This is a genomic window from Achromobacter sp. Root83 (genome assembly GCF_001428845.1).
In the GTDB taxonomy this organism is placed as follows: Bacteria; Pseudomonadota; Gammaproteobacteria; order Burkholderiales; family Burkholderiaceae_B; genus Achromobacter.
In genome coordinates, this window is the sequence record NZ_LMIU01000022.1 from 680,169 (window position 1) to 697,194 (window position 17,026).

Consider the following 17,026-nt stretch of genomic DNA (forward strand, 5'->3'; position numbering starts at 1 on the left):
TACCGATGCAAAATGTATCGCCAATGATATACGCAGGGGCCTGACGACCGCGAGCCCGGCCCGCGTGCCCTACAATCGCCGCCATGCCCGTTCAAGTCCGCCCTATCGACCTGCCCGCGCCGGAAACCCTAGCCCGGACGCTCGGCACGCGCCTGCCCGCTTTCCAGGACATCGCCTGGACAGAAAGCACCGGATCGACCAACGCCGACCTGCTTGCGCGCGCCCGTTCCGGCGCCAGCGGCGGCAAACCCTGGCTGCTGGGTACGCATTTGCAGGAAACCGGCCGCGGCCGCGCGGGCCGCCCGTGGCAAAACCGCGCCGGCTCCACGCTGATGTTCTCCTGCGCATTCGACGTGCATCTGCCCGCCGCGCAATTGCCCGCGCTGTCCCCGCTGGCTGGTGTAGCCGCCTGCGAAGCACTGCGCGGCGTCGCGGGCTTCGACGCGGGGGGGCTGTGCATGAAGTGGCCCAACGACGTGCAATGGCACGACGCCAAGCTGGCAGGCGTCCTGGTCGAGACCACCCGCAACCCCGGCGGCCGAGAAGCCGGCTACACGGTGGTGATCGGCATGGGCGTAAACCTCATCGGCGCCGCTGATCTGTCGCTTGCGCTGGGCCGCGAGGTCGCCGACTGGACCCAGGTGCAGGCCAATTCCGCCCACGCCGCCACGGCCGCGGATCTGGTCTGCGCCAGCGCCACGGCATGGCATGAAGCCGTCCAGGCGCTCGAGCGCGACGGCTTCGGCGCATTCCAACAACGCTTCGACCGGGTGGACGCGCTGGCCGGCCGCAAGGTGAACGTGCTGGACAAGGGCGCTATCCTTCTCAGCGGCACCGCCTGCGGCGTGGACGCGCAAGGCCGCCTGCTGGTGCAAACGCCCGAGGGCGCCACGCCGATCCTGGTCGGTGAAATTTCGATTCGACGCCAAGCATGATTATTCTCATCGACTCCGGCAACAGCCGCCTGAAGGTGGGTTGGCTGGACGCCAGCAACCCGGACATGCCGCGCGAACCGGCGGCCGTCGCCTTCGACGGTCTCGACCTCGACGCGCTGGACGGCTGGCTGGCGGCGCTGCCCCGCCCGCCGTTGCGCGCGCTGGGCGTGAACGTGGCCGGCGCCGCTCGCGGCACGGCCATCGCCGCCATTCTTCAAAAGCACGGCTGCGCGGTGACGTGGTCGCTGTCGCAGGCCACCACGCTGGGTTTGGTCAACAGTTATCGCACGCCCACCCAGCTTGGCGCGGACCGCTGGGCGTCGTTGCTGGGCGTGCTGTCGCGCCTGCCTGGCGCCCATCCCCCCTTCGTGCTGGCCAGCTTCGGCACCGCCACCACCATCGACACCGTCGGCCCCGACAACGTATTCGCCGGCGGGCTGATCCTGCCCGGCCCGGCCATGATGCGGCACGCGCTGGCCCATGGCACCGCCAACCTGCCGATCGCCAACGGCCAGGTCGTACCCTATCCCACGGATACGCACGAGGCCATCGCTTCCGGCATCGCCGCGGCCCAGGCCGGCGCCGTCGTGCGCCAATGGCTGGCCGGGCGCCAGCGCTACGGCCAGACCCCGCAGATCTATGCGGCGGGCGGCGGCTGGCCCGAGGTGCACCAGGAAATCGAACGGCTGCTGGCGGACGCGGGAGGAGCCTTCGGCGCCGCGCCGGTGCCGGTGTATCTGGACCACCCGGTCCTGGACGGCCTGGCCGCGGTCGCGCGCGCCACCCTGGACGCCATCCCCTGAACGAGGGCCCCGCATGCGAGTGCTCTTCATCCTGATCCTGCTGGCGAACCTGGGGGCCTACGCGCTGGGCCAGGGCTGGCTGGGCGCGCGTCCGGAAGACGAGGGACGCGATACCCGCCGCTTCAGCCAGGAGCTCAATCCGGGCGCCGTGACGCTGGTGCCTAGACAGGCCCCCTAGCAACTGCCCCTTGCGGTCAGTCCAGCCACGGCCCCAACGCGTCCAGCGTTCGCCGGGTCGCGCCGGCGTGCATATCGAACCAGGTCCGCGCGGCCCGGCTCGCGCGCTGCCGCCGCGTGTCGTCGGCCAGCAAGGCCATCGCGATATCCACCGCCTGCGCCGCGCCGGGTGCCCGCTGCGCGGCGCCCGCTTCAATGGCGTCTTCCGCCGCCTGCTGGAAATTGAATGTATGCGGTCCGACGATGACGGGCACGCCGGCCGCACAGGCCTCGATCAGGTTCTGCCCGCCCAAGGGGGCAAAGCTTCCCGCCACGATCGCCACATCCGAGGCGGCGTAATAGAACGCCATCTCGCCCAGCGAGTCGCCCAGCAGTACCGCGATCTCCGGCCCCGGCTCGGCGCCGTCGGATCGTCTGGCAAACGGCAGGCCGGCGTCGGCCAGCAGGCGGGCGGCCTCCTCGAACCGCTGGGGATGGCGGGGGATCAGCAGGAACAGAGGCGCCCCCGGCGTTCCGGAATGCCGCTTGATGGCGTCGATGAAGGGGCCGTCCTCGCCCTCTCGCGTGCTGGCGACCGCGACCACCGGCCTGCCCAGCTTCCCGCGCCATGCCTGCCCGGCCTGCACCTGCGGCGCCGGCAGGACCAGATCGAATTTCAGGTTTCCCGTGACAACGGGCGCGGGCGCGCCCGCCTGAGCCAGCCGCGCCGCATCCTCCGCCGTTTGAGCCAGCACCGCATCCAGCCCGGCCAGGGCCTCGCGCATCACGCTGCCCATCCTGCCCGCCTGGCGCAGGGACGACGCGGAATAGCGGGCGCTGACCAAGGCCATCGGCACCTTCGCGCGGCGGGCGGCCGCCAGCAGATTGGGCCAGATCTCGCGTTCCACCAACAGGCCGCAACGCGGCTGGCGGTTCGCCATGAAGCGGCGGGTCGCACCGGGAAAATCGTAGGGTAGCCAGGCCTGCCGGAGCTGGCCCCGGGCCATGGCGTCCTGGAACAGGCGTGCGCCTTCGGCGCGGCCGGTCGCCGTCATGTGCGTCAGCAGCACGGGCAGGCCACGGTCCAGCAGCGCCTGCAGCAGCGGCTGCGCGGCGCGGGTTTCGCCCAGGCTGACGGCATGCACCCACACAGGGGTCTTCAGCGGGTCGGACGGCCCCGACTGGGCGCGGCCGAAGCGTTCGGGTGAGAAGATCTCCCACTGCCCACCCGCGCGCTTGGCGCGGCGGGCCATCCATAACCAGACCAGGGGCGCCAACGCTCTGAGCGCCAGCGTGTAGACGCCGCGGTTCATGTTACTGGGCCGCCAACGCCTGCTCCACCGAGGCCATCACCGCCTCCCGCGAAGGCGAAGCGCCCCGGTCGCCCAGGCTGGCCGTGTAGTTCGAACCCACCAGAGGGGTTCTCACCGGGGTGGAGGCGCGGTAGATGCCGATGGTGGGACGGCCCAGGGCCGCCGACAGGTGCGTCAGCCCGCTGTCCAGGCCCACCATCAGCCGGGAGCCAGCCAGCAGCCGCGCGACCGCGCTCAGGTCCATGCGCGGCATCACCTCGGCGCCGTCCATCCCCGCCACGAGCAGGCTGGCGCGTTCGGCCTCCTGGTCGTTGCCCGCCAGCAGCTTCAACGTGCAGCCGGCTTCGCGCAGACGGCGAAAGACCGCGCGCCAGTCTTCTTCCGGCCACAGTTTGTCGTTGCGGCTGGCCGACGGCATGATCACCGCATAGCCGCGATCGGTATCCAGGTGATGAAGACGGGGGAGCTCGGTGGTATTCAGCCCGGCGCTGCCCACCTCCAGCGTGGGTTCGGGCGCCTGCGTCGCCTGGCGGGCAAACGCCTGCAGGCCGAAATCCGGAAGGCCGGCATGCTGATAGCCGAAGGCCAGCCCCGCCAGCTTGCGCTGACGGATCACCGCGGGCTGCCAGAATTCCACGCGGTGGCGCACGTTGTAGAAGAGCGAGGCCAGCGGTTCGCGCGCCGAACGCCAGTCCAGTCCATGCCGCACGCCGCGCGCCTGGCGCACCAGCCATGCAGACTTCAACAGGGCCTGCATATCCAGGACGATGTCGTACTGCACCGAACGCAGGCGTTCGCGCAGGGCGCGGCGCTCGGCCCGCACCTGCGCGGACCACCACGACTTGCGCCAGCGTCGGTGTGCAACCTTGATGACCTGATTGACGGCCGGATGCCAGGCAGGGATATCGGCAAAGGCTTCCTCCGCGATCCAATCGATCTGGGCATCCGGGACATGGCGGGCTATGTCGGATATCGCCGGCAGTATGTGCACGAGATCGCCTAAGGACGAGGTTCGGACTATGAGAATGCGGGTGGGCATCAAAGCAAAGACGGTTCTGTCGGAAAAGCGAATGTACAACACAACGCTCACCCCGCCCCCTCCGGGTTCATGATCGGGTTGACGGCGGGGCGCCGAGCAGTGATCCGCTCGCTGTATGACGGTTACCGCCAGACCGCTGGGGCTTGCGCTTTGCGCCCCGTTACACATCCCGCGGAGGCCTATCGGGCATAATATGGCGGTCAGAATCCCCGCATTGTGCGATCTGGCCAAAAATTATCCTCGAAAGCCGCGCCAGACCGTGCTTTTTCACGGCGACAAAGATGACATCGAATAATATGCCGACAAAACCCGTCGATTTTCCAAACGTTATTGACCTGCTAATTTCCTATTGGAAATTATTACTTGTGGCGATCATTCTAGGCGCCATTATTGGCGTCAGCCTGGCGCCAAAACGTCCCCCGATATGGACGTCCGGCGCCCTGGTTAGACTTGCCCAGATCACCGGCCCCGCGCCGCTCGTCGATGCCGCCACGGTGACAGCCATCGTGCAACAACCCAGCTTTGTCAGCGACGCGCTCGAAAAGGCCGGCCTGCCGCGCGACGTGTACGCGGACCCGAAATCGAGCCTGGCGCAAAGAACCCTCGTCGCCATTCCGCAGCGCAGCCCGAACCTGCTTCAGTTGCAGGTCCAGGGATATGCGCCGGAAGACGCCAAGCGCATCATTGAAGGCGCAGTGGCCACGCTGCAGCAACAAACGGCAGAACCCTTCGAAGACGGCATTCAGGAACGCAAACGCAGGCTTGCAGAACTGGAAACACAACTGGCCAATAACGTCGCGGAGCGCAATGCGGTCATCGGCGCGCTCAAGTCGGGCCAGTTGCCGACCAACACCCATTTGCCGGACACGCTGGTCATTTCGTACGTGCTGCGCGGCAATGAAATCGAGTCGGGCCGCCTGCACAGTATGATAAGCGCCTTGCAGGACCAGTTGAATCCCACCCGCACCTTCAACACCAAGCTGGCCGCCCCGGTCTCGGTTGCTCCGGTGGCGCAAGGCGGCGGCAAGCTGGTCAGCGCCGCAGTCGGCGCGCTGTTCGGATTAGTCCTTGCTTTTGCGCTCGCCCTGGTTCAAACGATGGTGCGTGCGCGGCGTCCGCTGAGCACACTCATCAACCGCGGCTGACAGTGCTGGTTGCAAATCATGTCGCACGCTGACACGCTTACGGCCCATCCCCATCCGGACAACGGCTCCAGGATGGCGAAGCTGTTGGCGACTGGCGCGTTTTCCGTCATCTTCCCGGCCTACATTGCCTACCAGATCCTGGTGCAGAAAGCCGTCATCCGCCCTTATTTGGGCGGGTACTTCACCGCCGGTATCGCATTAGCCCTGCCGCTGCTACTGCTCGCAGCCTACGCGGGCGCACGCCCGCGCGTGCGCGCAGATCTGGTGGAATGGCTGTTCCTGCTGTTCATGACGCTGTTCGGCCTTAGCGTCGCCCAGGGCCTATTTCTACAGGTGTCGCCGGATATCGTGCGGCCCAATGCCCTCGCCTGGGTCACATTCGTCGTGCTCTACCTGTTCGGAGCTCTGTTCCCGTGGGGCAACATGGCCGCGACGTGCTGGGCGCAATTGATCTTCCTGGGCCTGCTGCCACTGATCCTACTCAACTCCACGGGCGGCCAGCTGATTGGCGGGGGCTACATCGCGCCAGAAATCGGCATGGAATTGAATTATCAGGCCGTCGCGATGGCATTCATCGTGATAGCGCTGGCGGCGATTCCGCCGGCACGCGTGCTGGTCAGATACGGCGCCTATGCTTTCGCAATTCTCTCGCTGTACATGATAGGTGCACGTTCCGAATTCGTGGCCTTCGTCATCATGTGCGCCGTGATTGAATTCTGCATGGCCAAACGCAAGGTGCTTCTGGTCGCATTGGGCATTGCCGGGCTAATCGCTCTGCTATGGCTGGCCCATACGATGTTCGGCACGCTGCCGGGCAGCCGCATTCTAGGCTTGTCGGATATCAATGATGACCCCTCGGTCATCGCCCGGGCGGCGTTGACGACCAATGCCTGGCTATCGATCTCCAACGCCCCGATCATGGGTAACTATGGCAGCTACCTGCCTGGCAACTACGCCCACAACATACTGTCCGCGTGGGTCGACATGGGTTATGCGGGCCTCGTGACCCTGGTGCTTCTACTGGTGTTCGCCGGCACCAGCCTTATCCTGGCCTACCGGCACATGATCCGCACACCGGTGTTCCTGGTGACAGCGGCGCTGCTGGCGGCGAACCTGGTGCTGCTGCTGGTCGCCAAGCACTACACCTATCAGTTGTTGCCGATCGCGCTGGGCGCCTATCGCAGCTTGCGGCTCCAGAACGCGCGAATGCAAGAGGCCGCTCAAGTCAGCTAGGCCCGCCGGCCTCGGGACCAGAGGCGGGTTGCCGCCCCTCCCCGGATCCGGTCTGCTCGGATCACTCCACGTGCCGGATGTGCTTGGCGGGATTGCCCGCCACAATGCTCTTGTCCTCGACATTGCGCACGACCACCGCGCCTAACCCCACGACGGCTTTTTCGCCTATCTTCAGTTGGTTCAGCACCGACGCATTAGGCGCGACCCAGGCCTGCCCACCGATGCGCACCCCGCCGCTAATTTCTGCACAAGCGATCACGAACGCATCTTCGCCCACTTCGACGTTATGCGCGATATGCACATGATCGTCGATCTTCGCGCCGCGGCGGATCCACGTATCGCCCAGCGTTCCCCGGCACACGGTAGTCAGCGAGCCGATCTCCACGTCCTCCTCGATGATGACGCGACCCAGATGGGGAAGCCGCAAGGCCTTACCGTCAACATCGCGCTCGAAGCCGAATCCGTCTTCTCCGACGACAGCGCAGGATTTAATGATGCTGCGCGCGCCAATGACGACTTCGTCCTGGATGACGACATTGTGGAGGATGCGCGCGCCCTCACCGATCACCACGCCCTTGCCCAGCACGACGTTCTGGCCGATGACGGCGGTGGGGTGTATGACCGGTTCCGCCTGGGACCACTCATAACCCGCCACCGATTCGATGAACGACAGCGCCCGCGCAAAGTCGAGCCGGGGTGTCGCCGACACCAGCGCATGCCCCTTCACCAGCCCTGCATGTTCCGCCGCGACGATCACCACAGCATCCGCCTGGGCCTTCTCCGCCCAAGCGCCGGATTTCGCAAAGCACAAGGCTCCCGCGATCGCCTGGTCCACCGGCGAGATGGACGTTATCGGGACATCGTCAGTCAGCGTCTCCAGGCCGAGGTGTCGGGCGACGTCATTGGCCGATACCGGCTTGCTTACTGCTCTACCCATCGGATCACCTCAAATGCTTCCGCATAACGCATGCCGACCTGGCAACCGCGCTGTACCGCCAGGCTGTGGATCAACTCATCGTAATTCGGCGCGCGGAAAGCCTGGGACTTATAGGCCGCCAGCGCGCGTATCTTGCACTGCAGATGTTCTTCTTCCACGCCGTGAAAAAACGTCAGGTCCGTGTGGCGGTTGTTCCACGGAATCTCATAGCCCAGAATAGTTGCGCGCTTGAAAGCCCTGAAAGCCTCGCGATTGATGACTTCATGATCCTGGTGCGTATCGTAGGAATTCGGGCCCACCACCACATCGGGGTCGATTTCCTTGCGCAACTTAACCATGGCTTCGAGGATTTCCTGACGGTCGCGCGGAAAGTACCGGACGCGGAACTGGAACACCTGCAAACGCTCCGCGGGCAGGTTGATTTCCTTGGCGGCATCGACGATCTCCGTGCGCAGGATATCCTGCGGCAGGCCGGCGGGCACGGACTCCTCGGCAGCCGAAAACGCCGCGTAATACACCTCATGCCCTTGGGCTGCCCATTTGGCCATCGAAGCGCCGCAGCCCCATTCACCATCATCCGTGTGAGGGCCTAGGACCAGATACTTCTTCTTCAACATATTCTCCTGGAACAAATCAGAACGCGTTCAGCGCTGCATTCTCTGGTTTCCGATCCGGCAGCCTTAGCGCAGCACTGCCTCATACGTTTGCTTCGCCGATTCGCTATCTAGGGTGGAATTATGCCAAAGCAGCGTAAAACACCCTTGGACGGCCTCGCAGGTGTTGCGAAGCTGGCGCAACTTGTGCACGGCCGGCTCGCCCAGCCCCAAACCCATGTAATAGGGTTCGATGATGGTGGCTTCCATCGCCACCAGCGGCCGGATGCGGACATTCAGGCTGCGATTCGCATTGGCGTCATAGGCCGGATACTCGAAGCAGGTTCCGCAGCGAAAACCTGCGGCGTCGGCGTAGGACAGCGTCGAATCATAGCTAAATTCCGCAGCCTCCCATCCGTACAGAGTACGCGGATGCTCCCATCGGAGATAGTGCATTCGGCCGCCCCAGACATCCTGCGTAATGCCTTCTTCCTGGCATACCGCGCGCAGTCGCGCAGCTTCCGCAACGATCAACTGCGGCTGCTGATAGGTGCCAAAACTGGGATGTAAGCCGATTTCGTGCCCTCGCGCGTGAATCTTGCGCAGCAGTGCCCGCATGGCGGGATGCTCGATCTCGTAGTCGGCATCCCGGCCAGCGTCCGTCCTGCCGCAGATGAAGTAGAAGGCACTCACCAGACCATGCCTGTCGGACAGGTCCATCAGCCAATCGAAAGTATTGTTGGGATCGCGCCCGCTGATGGCCGACCGGGATCCGAGGCGCATCGACGGTGCCAGCACGGCACCTGCGTAGTCGCGGCGCCGCAGCACATCGCCCGCCACCTTGCGCAAGAACGCCGCGGCGGAGCCAAAGGCGTACCGACTGGGCTGATCCACGTCATGAGACAGCTTCATCGAACTTCGATGCTGAGTGAAGGCGAAGCCTGGCCACTGCAATCGCATGACCTGACCCAGAATATGCAGCCATTCATCCACGATCGGCCGCTCCAGATAGCCGTGAGCCGCCGCATGCGAAGCCGAACTGGGAAAACGGCCGAAGGCATCCAAGTCCCTACGGCCCAATTCCTCGACACGGGCAAGCGCCCAAAAGATCAGGCCGAGCACATCGTATCGAATCCGGAACAGGCCATCCGCCCGCTCGATCAGCGGCTTTGCCAACTCCCGCGCGCCGGGCGCGGGCAGCGGCGCGGACAGCGCCGACGTCCAGCCTTCGCGCTCGGCATCCCAGTGCGCGCACGCCAGATCGGCCCCTGGCTGCGTAAACACGCCGACGTCCGACTGTAGTTCGATCCGGCCTTCCGCATCCGCGCGGCGGATGCTCAGCATTCCCGGCGAGGACTCGATCACGAAACCCGGGCCGAACCGTTCGCACAGGATGACCGTCAACCACGATTGGGCGGCGGCCGGATACTGCTCCCGCGCAAGCGCACCCGTCATTGGAATCTCTTCTTGATCATATTGAACGCAAACAGGGGCATGCGATGCAGGCGATCCCAGCGCAACGCATTGCAGGTTATGCAGGTCGGGGAATCACAGATCGTGAACTTCGGGTCTGCTTGCAGCACGCTGCAATCGATCTGATAGCACTCCGCCGCCGGCCCGATGATGGAATAGGCAGCCCCGACCATGCCGGTGCGCAACAATCCATGCGCGACGTAATGGCCATACATTTTGTAGAACGAACTGGAGCACATGCCCGGGTCGCGTCGGCGGAAGAGCTTGAGCTGCCCACGCTCATCCTCGTAGAAGGTCGAATTAAGCCAAGGAAAAATCACCCGTCTAGACAGGCCGAGATCGACTTCCGCCAGGTGCGTAGTTGTAAAACCGGGACTGCTCTGCACGCACCCCACCAGCATGCACTTTCCTCGCAGCTCGATCAGGGTGCGGATCGGCTCATAGGCTGGCGATTCTGGGCCATGCCCCTGAGTCAGACGCAGCGCCTGCTTGCCGATTGCCACATAAGAGCACATCGGATGTCGGCTGCGTTCCGCGCCTTCGTACTCGATCATGGCATTGGGCAAAGCGCCCGCATAACTCTTCTTGCTGACATGGAACCGATTCTCCGGATCGGGCCTGCGTATAAACGCCGTATCGGTAAACGCCAAGGACATGATCGTGCCTTCCGGCCCGACTGCGCGCAACAACGCCCCGATGAAGGCATTTGCCCCACCGTCGATTCGTCCCACAGCGCCCAGTCCCGCGCGGATAAGAACGGTATCGCCTTCGGCGATGCCCATCTCACGAAAAGACGCAATCAGATCGTCTGAACCGATTCTGCTCATAGTTGGTCCCAAAAAGGCCTGGACAATTTCGGCACTACCCGCGTAAACCACCGGCTGCCCGGTACTGCATGGCAAAGTGCGCGATGTACATGACGCAAAAGCCAGCCACAAGGAACGAAACGGAGTACAGAAGTGAATTGAAGAAGAAATATCCCGCGTAAATGGCCGCGACAACGACGACCAGGCGGCTGATTTGCCAGACCAGGTCCGCCCGGTACATTTTGGTCAGCAATACCGTGTAACTCAAAGTCGATCCCATGGTCTGGAAGAAAACCAGCACTCCCAGAATCGCCGCAATCTTGCCGGCTTCCCGCCAGGCTTCACCAAAGACAATCGGAAACAAGGCCGGCGCCGCAATCACGGCAACCAGCGCGGGCACCAATCCCAGCAGCGCCAGCCGCTTTGCGGTTCTGATGAATATACTGCGGCAATGGCCGTCCCTATTAAAGCTCGCCGCGGCTTCCTGGCGGTAAACCTCGCCTATCGACGCCGCAATGAATGCCGAAGGAATGACCAGCATGCGGTCGGCCAGGGAATAGAACCCTGCCGCTTGAGAGCCATACAGGAAGGTCAGCAACAAGATGGGAGTCTGACTGGAAACCACGTTCGCCAGTTGTCCCACGATCATGAATCTGGGAAAGTCCTTATAGCGCTTGGCGGCAGCGAACACACGGCGTAAGCTCGCTGTCCGCCAAAAAGCCCGGAAGTCGCGCACGCTGGCCCGCCAAAGCCGGAATGTCATGCAGGCTGCACCCAAGGCGTGGCCCAGCACCAGGCCAAGCGTCGTGAACAGCAGGGCGCCGGTCGTCAATTGCCCTCCGCACAGTGCCGCCGACTGAAAGACCCTGGCCTGCGAAATCTGCTTGTACTGCTTGCGCCGAATCGACCACGCCGTAAGAATCTGCGTGGCGGTCAGCAGAAATATCCCTATCGTCAGCAACGGAAATAGGATGGGGACTGGCAGGTAGCGTCCGATGAACTCGGGCAGCAGCAGCGCCAGTACCCCGGAAGTCACAAAGAACACTGCGCAGAACACCGCCGTCAGTCCGAAAGCCACCAGCGCCAGGTAATACGCATAGCGGTTGGACGGCGCCAGGACTATCGTCAATTCGAATCGGCCCGACGCAACGACAACGCCAATGGCGCACAGAGACAGGTACAACGCCATATAGCCGAACTGCTCTGGCGAGAACAGCCTCGACAGCAGCGGGCTTATCAGGATGGGAATGACCAGCGCGAGCGAACTGCCGCTCAGTACGGTTAGAACATTCTTCGCAAAATCGCTCTTGATTTTCACTAGGGCTCGTCGGAAACAATAATGAGGCGGCGCGGGCCGGCATGCGCCGGCCTTGTCCGGCCGGGCCCATTCCCAGGCTAGTGCGGCTGCAGCAGCCGTCGCGCCATGCGTTCGTAGTCCAAGAGTTCCTCCGCGATCGCGAACGATTTGCCGGACATAATGCCGATCTGGTCCTTGTCCTTCTCGAAAGACAGGAATGCGACCTCCAGGCCCTTAAGGTCGTTGACCTTCCAGCCGTTGCCATCGACAAACGGCACATGGCTGGGCACATCGTCCAGCAATACGGCGCAACGCGCGCAAAGACTGATCTGCATCGTTGCCGACTGAGTTCCAGGTTGTACATATACGTCGGCCGCGCAAAGCAGGTCATACAGGCCTTCGGCGGTCTTCCAGCCCAGGAACCGGGTGCGCGGATCAGCGGCTATGAGCCGTTCGACCTCGTCCTTTAGAGATTCGGAAAGAATGCCGGCGACGAAGAAACGGAGTTTGGGGTCGGTTGTTCTCGAGAACGCCTGAAGGCTTTCGATCAGCATTTTTCTTTTCCAATCGAATTTCCCCGATTGAACAAAGAGGACCTCGTCGTCCGCAACCCCATATTGCTGGCGAACGCGCGTACGGGTATCAGAATAATGCGGATCGCGCGCCAGTTGACCTCCCAGGGGGAAAAATTCCAGCTTTTCTTCCGGAATTCCGTATTGCTTGCGGCAAAAATCCATCGTCTCCAGCGAGATACACAACACTTTTTCTATTTGCGGCAGGCTTCTTTTTATTATCAACCTGTAATACAAGCCGTGCAGGACATGCTTGGAAAAGAAACTGCGCGCGCTGTTGTGCGCGTCCTCATGGCTGTCCACGTAGAACACCGTGCGCGGATTTCGCTTCTTGTAGCGGGCGACGGTCAACAGTTCCCAGCCGCACAATCCGTGGAACATGATGACGTCCGGCTTGAGTTCCTCGAGCAGCCGGTAGATTCCCTTGTGGATGCGCAGCTTCTGCTGGACACGCGGGGGAAACGGGCCCGAATAAGGCAGGCGGATGACCTTAGCCCCTTCCTGCCCCATATAGCTGGCGGGCTCGACATAGCCAAGGTTCATGTTGTCGACGAAGGTCTCGGTCGACGCGATCACGGTAACGTCATGCCCTTGCCTGACATGCTCGCGTATCAGTTCATTTTCCTGATAACGGTATCCGTCGATGTAGAAACAGGAAACGCAGAGATGGACGATCTTCACAGCAAGCCCTTGCCTTTCAACAGCGATTCCGGATCCGTGAACATCGGCGCGATCGCCGTCAGTTCGTCGTCCGGAAGATTCCACCACTGCAGGCGCAGCATGGCCTCGGAAACTTCCGGCGAAAACCGGGCCCGGATTGTCCTCGCGGGATTTCCCGCGACGATCGTATAAGGCGGGACATCCTTGGTCACGACGCTACCCATTCCCACCACCGCGCCATCGCCTATCGCGACGCCGGCTTTTATCAGCGCGCGTTCGCCGATCCATACATCGTTTCCGACTCTGGTACGGGGCAGCCACGAATACACATGGCGCGAATACTTTTTCTTCACGCTGTCCTTGTGCGATAGAAATACCGGGCTAGTCGACGCGTATTCGATGGGATGCCGCGCGCCGCCTATGACCACGCCGCTCGCGATGGAACAGAATGCGCCTACATCGCAGGCCACGATGGTGCAATCGTAGCCACAGAATGAATGCCGGCCAAAAGTGGAATCTATAACCGCGCTACCCGATTCGACCTTGGAGGATTCATGAATACTGGAGCCGGAAATGGCAGTTCCCCGCAATTTCTTGAGCGCTTTTGTGTAGAGGTAGCCTAGGGATATCATATTCTCGTCAAAATAATCTGGCTTTCGTCCGCGGCGCCACAGCGCATGGAGAAAATTCAACGCAATTTACGACACCGCCAGGAACATACTCCCGGTCGCAAATGGCAGTGATTTGCATTGCGCCAAACATAAACGCAAGGCCGAGCCGAAAATGCCGCAAAGCTTGGCTGAAATTGTCGACAAGTTTCGAACCAAACCCGGCGCGCCTCCGGAAAAACAGGAGTGTAGTTGACAAACAACAGAGCATAAATTGGTCAAACTTTCCGACCAAAGCACACAGCGCCTCCCTGGCACCCTGCAGGCATCTATAGTATAGTGGACAGTCGCTCGATTGGCAGTACGCCTCCCCTTATTCCTGAGTGAAATCACCGCCGCCAGCGGCTACTTCAAAGCGCTTCCTATCCGCCTCGCTCCCCATATGGCCGCCATTTTGAGTAAAGCAAGCCGGCCGCGGGGCGCCAGGAAGCCGGGCTTAAAAGCGATGACAGGTCCGCTGCAGCGTTGCCTGCCTCTACATGCCCTCGCTCGTACCGGCGCCTGCCGGACGCTGGATCAATTGCCAACTTTCCACAACGCAGATGGGTGGCCCGGTCAGGCTGGCATCCGGCAGGTCTTCCTGACACCGTTGATTCCGAGCAGCCAGCCATTGGCGCTGCAGCAGTGCATACCGCCACGCGCCACGCAGAGGCCGACCAGTAGGCGTCCCCCTTAATGAATATGAAGGGCGGATGCACTTATTAACGGCTCATAACTTTCCAAAACGATTCACTCGATACCCATGATGAAGAACTTCGCTCTTATCGGTGCCGCCGGCTATATCGCTCCGCGACATATGATCGCCATCAAGGAAACCGGAAATCAACTGGTTGCCGCGCTTGATCCCAACGATTCCGTCGGGATTATCGACAGTCATTTTCCGGATGCGGATTTTTTTACCGAATTCGAACGATTCGATCGCCATATCGATAAACTGCATCGCGCCGGCGATTCCAAGCGCGTTGATTATATTTCGATCTGCTCGCCCAATTATCTGCACGATTCTCACATGCGCTTCGCATTGCGTTCGGGCGCCGATGCCATCTGCGAAAAGCCGCTGGTTCTGAATCCCTGGAATATCGACGGGCTTTTGGAAATCGAACGTGACACCGGCCGCAAGATCAATACCATTCTGCAACTGCGCGTGCATCCCGCAATCGTTGCACTGCGCGAGAAAGTCCAGGCCAGCAAGAAAACGACCAAGCACGAAGTTGACCTCACCTACATTACTTCGCGTGGCCACTGGTATCTGCAATCCTGGAAGGGTGATCAGCGTAAGTCGGGCGGCATCGCCACGAACATCGGCGTGCATTTCTTCGACATGCTGCACTACATCTTTGGCGAGCTTCAGGACAACGTCGTCCATCAGTCTGACGACACCAAGGCCGCTGGTTATCTGGAATACGAGCACGCGCGCGTTCGCTGGTTCCTATCCGTCGACTTCCAGGATGTGCCCCAGGCGCAGCGCGATGCCGGCCAGCGCACCTTCCGCTCCATCACCGTGGACGGCGACGAGATCGAATTCTCCGGCGGTTTCACCGACCTGCACACGCGCAGCTATCAGGAAATCCTGGCCGGGCGCGGTTTCGGACTCGAGGAAAACCGGGTCGCCATCAGTACGGTAGCCACCATCCGGCAGGCCCCTCTCGCGCCGCTCACGGGCGACTACCACCCCTTCCTGAAGAAATGAGCCACTATCAGCACCCCAGCGCCATCGTCGATGACGGCGCTCAAATCGGCGACGGTTCGCGCGTCTGGCACTTCGTGCACGTGTGCGGCGGTGCCCGCATCGGCACCGGCGTTTCGCTGGGACAGAACGTCTTCGTGGGCAACAAGGTCGTTATTGGCAACGACTGCAAGGTGCAGAACAACGTGTCAGTCTACGACAACGTCACGCTTGAAGACGGCGTGTTCTGCGGCCCAAGCATGGTCTTCACCAACGTATACAACCCGCGTTCGCTCATCCAGCGCAAGGATCAGTACCGCGACACGCTGGTCAAGCGCGGCGCCACCTTGGGCGCCAATTGCACGGTGGTATGCGGCGTCACCGTGGGCGCGTTCGCCTTCGTCGGCGCCGGCGCGGTGGTCAACCGCGACGTGCCCGACTTCGCGCTGATGGTCGGCGTTCCCGCGCGTCAGATCGGCTGGATGAGCGAGTTCGGCGAACAGCTGGACCTGCCGTTGCAAGGCAGTGGCGTGGCGCTCTGCCCCCATACCACTGCCCAATATGTGCTCAATGGCAGTGTTGTGACCAAAACGGAAACCAAGGCATGATTGATTTCGTCGACCTCAAGGCTCAGCAAGCCCGCATCAAGGATCAGATCGATGCGGGCATCCAGCGTGTGCTTGCGCATGGCCAATTCATTCTGGGACCGGAAGTCGCGGAGCTCGAGCAGAAGCTGGCCGCCTATGCCGGCGCCGAGTACTGCATCAGCTGCGCCAACGGCACGGATGCCTTGCAGATCGTGCAGATGGCCCTGGGCATCGGTCCCGGCGATGAAGTCATCACCCCGGGCTTCAACTACATCGCAACGGCCGAAACCGTCGCCCTGCTCGGCGCCAAGCCCGTTTACGTGGACGTCGACCCGCGCACCTGCAACCTGGATCCCGCGAAGCTCGAAGCGGCGATCACCCCGCGTACCAAGGCCATCATTCCGGTTTCGCTGTACGGCCAATGCGCCGATCTCGATGCCATCAATGCCATTGCCGAACGGCATGGCATCACCGTGATCGAGGATGCGGCGCAAAGCTATGGCGCGACGTACAACGGCCGCAAGTCCTGCAACCTGAGCTCGATCTCGTGCACCAGCTTCTTCCCGAGCAAGCCCCTGGGCTGCTATGGCGACGGCGGCGCGATCTTCACGAACGACCCGGAACTGGCGCGCGTCATCCGCCAGGTGGCCCGCCATGGCCAGGACCGGCGCTACCACCACGTCCGCATCGGCGTGAACAGCCGGCTGGACACGCTGCAGGCCGCGATCCTGCTGCCGAAGCTGGAACTGCTGGATGAAGAACTGGCGCTACGCGACCAGGTCGCCGCCAGCTATACCACCGCCTTTCAGGCCGTGGGCATTGCCGATACACCTTATGTGGCGGATGGCAACGTCAGCGCTTGGGCGCAATACACCATCCTGGTGCCTAATCGGACCGCCTTGCAGGAATACCTGAAGGCCGAAGGCATTCCGACGGCCGTGCACTATCCGATTCCGCTGAACAAGCAGCCGGCGGTGCGGGATGACACGGCCAGCCTTCCGGTGGGAGACCGCCTGGCTGAACAGGTCATGAGCCTGCCCATGCACCCTTACCTGACCCCGGATCTCGTGCAGCAAATCGTTCAGGCCGTCGCACAGGGCATAGAACGCACCTCGCGAACCTGACGCCCTTCCCCTGGGTGCT

At 62.3% G+C, this 17,026-nt stretch carries 17 protein-coding genes; 8 read left to right on the top strand and 9 right to left on the bottom strand.

Annotated elements, in window-relative coordinates; all coding sequences use genetic code 11:
* Positions 1-83 precede the first annotated feature (83 nt).
* From ASE30_RS18960 to ASE30_RS29285, 3 genes are read left to right on the top strand one after another with little or no spacing between them, the layout of a single operon-like run.
* Positions 84-935: a biotin--[acetyl-CoA-carboxylase] ligase gene (locus tag ASE30_RS18960; protein ID WP_057285797.1), complete on the top strand. Its 852-nt coding sequence runs from the start codon at positions 84-86 to the stop codon at positions 933-935.
* The gene (locus ASE30_RS18965) at positions 932-1,738 is read left to right on the top strand and encodes a type III pantothenate kinase (protein WP_057285798.1); all 807 of its coding nucleotides are present in this window, start codon (positions 932-934) and stop codon (positions 1,736-1,738) included. The genes ASE30_RS18960 and ASE30_RS18965 overlap by 4 nt, the downstream gene beginning before the upstream one ends.
* A gap of 13 nt (positions 1,739-1,751) precedes the next feature.
* Complete coding sequence (locus ASE30_RS29285) at positions 1,752-1,916, top strand: hypothetical protein (RefSeq protein ID WP_200964447.1); 165 nt, start codon at positions 1,752-1,754, stop codon at positions 1,914-1,916.
* Between the two features lie 16 nt (positions 1,917-1,932).
* Here ASE30_RS29285 and ASE30_RS18970 read toward each other — a convergent pair whose 3' ends face one another.
* Together ASE30_RS18970 and waaC are read right to left on the bottom strand one after the other, a co-directional pair.
* The gene (locus ASE30_RS18970; protein ID WP_057285799.1) at positions 1,933-3,207 is read right to left on the bottom strand and encodes a 3-deoxy-D-manno-octulosonic acid transferase; all 1,275 of its coding nucleotides are present in this window, start codon (positions 3,205-3,207) and stop codon (positions 1,933-1,935) included.
* A 1-nt stretch (position 3,208) separates the two neighbouring features.
* Entirely contained in the window at positions 3,209-4,246 is a 1,038-nt protein-coding gene (waaC, locus tag ASE30_RS18975) for a lipopolysaccharide heptosyltransferase I (RefSeq protein ID WP_057285948.1), read from the bottom strand.
* A 281-nt stretch (positions 4,247-4,527) separates the two neighbouring features.
* On the opposite strand from waaC, the gene ASE30_RS18980 reads away from it, so the two are divergent.
* Entirely contained in the window at positions 4,528-5,391 is an 864-nt protein-coding gene (locus ASE30_RS18980) for a hypothetical protein (RefSeq protein ID WP_156407701.1), read from the top strand.
* 18 nt (positions 5,392-5,409) lie between these two features.
* Complete coding sequence (locus ASE30_RS18985) at positions 5,410-6,624, top strand: hypothetical protein (protein ID WP_057285801.1); 1,215 nt, start codon at positions 5,410-5,412, stop codon at positions 6,622-6,624.
* A 61-nt stretch (positions 6,625-6,685) separates the two neighbouring features.
* On the opposite strand, the gene ASE30_RS18990 is transcribed toward ASE30_RS18985, so the two are convergent.
* The 7 genes from ASE30_RS18990 to ASE30_RS29820 form a co-directional block, all read right to left on the bottom strand.
* Complete coding sequence (locus ASE30_RS18990; RefSeq protein WP_082601634.1) at positions 6,686-7,561, bottom strand: UDP-3-O-(3-hydroxymyristoyl)glucosamine N-acyltransferase; 876 nt, start codon at positions 7,559-7,561, stop codon at positions 6,686-6,688.
* Entirely contained in the window at positions 7,546-8,178 is a 633-nt protein-coding gene (locus ASE30_RS18995) for a PIG-L deacetylase family protein (protein ID WP_057285803.1), read from the bottom strand. Before ASE30_RS18995 ends, ASE30_RS18990 begins: the two co-directional genes overlap by 16 nt.
* A 63-nt stretch (positions 8,179-8,241) precedes the next feature.
* On the bottom strand, positions 8,242-9,609 hold the full coding sequence (locus tag ASE30_RS19000) for a polysaccharide deacetylase family protein (protein WP_057285804.1): 1,368 nt from the start codon (positions 9,607-9,609) through the stop codon (positions 8,242-8,244).
* Positions 9,606-10,454, bottom strand: coding sequence for an AAC(3) family N-acetyltransferase (locus tag ASE30_RS19005; protein WP_057285805.1), 849 nt, complete (start codon positions 10,452-10,454; stop codon positions 9,606-9,608). The genes ASE30_RS19000 and ASE30_RS19005 overlap by 4 nt, the downstream gene beginning before the upstream one ends.
* Before the next feature lie 34 nt (positions 10,455-10,488).
* Positions 10,489-11,751 carry an oligosaccharide flippase family protein gene (locus ASE30_RS19010; RefSeq protein WP_057285806.1) on the bottom strand — a complete coding sequence of 421 codons (1,263 nt, stop codon included), beginning with the start codon at positions 11,749-11,751 and terminating at the stop codon, positions 10,489-10,491.
* Between the two features lie 77 nt (positions 11,752-11,828).
* Positions 11,829-12,983, bottom strand: coding sequence for a glycosyltransferase family 4 protein (locus ASE30_RS19015; RefSeq protein WP_057285807.1), 1,155 nt, complete (start codon positions 12,981-12,983; stop codon positions 11,829-11,831).
* The gene (locus tag ASE30_RS29820; RefSeq protein ID WP_082601635.1) at positions 12,980-13,594 is read right to left on the bottom strand and encodes a CatB-related O-acetyltransferase; all 615 of its coding nucleotides are present in this window, start codon (positions 13,592-13,594) and stop codon (positions 12,980-12,982) included. The genes ASE30_RS19015 and ASE30_RS29820 overlap by 4 nt, the downstream gene beginning before the upstream one ends.
* Before the next feature lie 781 nt (positions 13,595-14,375).
* On the opposite strand from ASE30_RS29820, the gene ASE30_RS19025 reads away from it, so the two are divergent.
* Genes ASE30_RS19025 through ASE30_RS19035 form a run of 3 tightly spaced genes read left to right on the top strand, consistent with a single transcriptional unit; the run spans position 14,376 to position 17,007 of the window.
* Positions 14,376-15,320, top strand: a complete 945-nt coding sequence (locus ASE30_RS19025) for a Gfo/Idh/MocA family protein (protein ID WP_057285950.1) — start codon at positions 14,376-14,378, stop codon at positions 15,318-15,320.
* On the top strand, positions 15,317-15,904 hold the full coding sequence (locus ASE30_RS19030; RefSeq protein WP_057285808.1) for an acyltransferase: 588 nt from the start codon (positions 15,317-15,319) through the stop codon (positions 15,902-15,904). Before ASE30_RS19025 ends, ASE30_RS19030 begins: the two co-directional genes overlap by 4 nt.
* Positions 15,901-17,007: a DegT/DnrJ/EryC1/StrS aminotransferase family protein gene (locus tag ASE30_RS19035; protein ID WP_057285809.1), complete on the top strand. Its 1,107-nt coding sequence runs from the start codon at positions 15,901-15,903 to the stop codon at positions 17,005-17,007. The genes ASE30_RS19030 and ASE30_RS19035 overlap by 4 nt, the downstream gene beginning before the upstream one ends.
* Positions 17,008-17,026: the final 19 nt, after the last annotated feature.

Bases quoted from the DNA above. Each gene is read 5' to 3' on its own strand.
- ASE30_RS18960 (WP_057285797.1), top strand. From the start codon at position 84: ATGCCCGTTCAAGTCCGCCCTATCGACCTGCCCGCGCCGGAAACCCTA.
- ASE30_RS18965 (WP_057285798.1), top strand. From the start codon at position 932: ATGATTATTCTCATCGACTCCGGCAACAGCCGCCTGAAGGTGGGTTGG.
- ASE30_RS29285 (WP_200964447.1), top strand. From the start codon at position 1,752: ATGCGAGTGCTCTTCATCCTGATCCTGCTGGCGAACCTGGGGGCCTAC.
- ASE30_RS18970 (WP_057285799.1), bottom strand. From the start codon at position 3,207: ATGAACCGCGGCGTCTACACGCTGGCGCTCAGAGCGTTGGCGCCCCTG.
- waaC (WP_057285948.1), bottom strand. From the start codon at position 4,246: ATGCCCACCCGCATTCTCATAGTCCGAACCTCGTCCTTAGGCGATCTC.
- ASE30_RS18980 (WP_156407701.1), top strand. From the start codon at position 4,528: ATGACATCGAATAATATGCCGACAAAACCCGTCGATTTTCCAAACGTT.
- ASE30_RS18985 (WP_057285801.1), top strand. From the start codon at position 5,410: ATGTCGCACGCTGACACGCTTACGGCCCATCCCCATCCGGACAACGGC.
- ASE30_RS18990 (WP_082601634.1), bottom strand. From the start codon at position 7,561: ATGGGTAGAGCAGTAAGCAAGCCGGTATCGGCCAATGACGTCGCCCGA.
- ASE30_RS18995 (WP_057285803.1), bottom strand. From the start codon at position 8,178: ATGTTGAAGAAGAAGTATCTGGTCCTAGGCCCTCACACGGATGATGGT.
- ASE30_RS19000 (WP_057285804.1), bottom strand. From the start codon at position 9,609: ATGACGGGTGCGCTTGCGCGGGAGCAGTATCCGGCCGCCGCCCAATCG.
- ASE30_RS19005 (WP_057285805.1), bottom strand. From the start codon at position 10,454: ATGAGCAGAATCGGTTCAGACGATCTGATTGCGTCTTTTCGTGAGATG.
- ASE30_RS29820 (WP_082601635.1), bottom strand. From the start codon at position 13,594: ATGATATCCCTAGGCTACCTCTACACAAAAGCGCTCAAGAAATTGCGG.
- ASE30_RS19025 (WP_057285950.1), top strand. From the start codon at position 14,376: ATGAAGAACTTCGCTCTTATCGGTGCCGCCGGCTATATCGCTCCGCGA.
- ASE30_RS19030 (WP_057285808.1), top strand. From the start codon at position 15,317: ATGAGCCACTATCAGCACCCCAGCGCCATCGTCGATGACGGCGCTCAA.
- ASE30_RS19035 (WP_057285809.1), top strand. From the start codon at position 15,901: ATGATTGATTTCGTCGACCTCAAGGCTCAGCAAGCCCGCATCAAGGAT.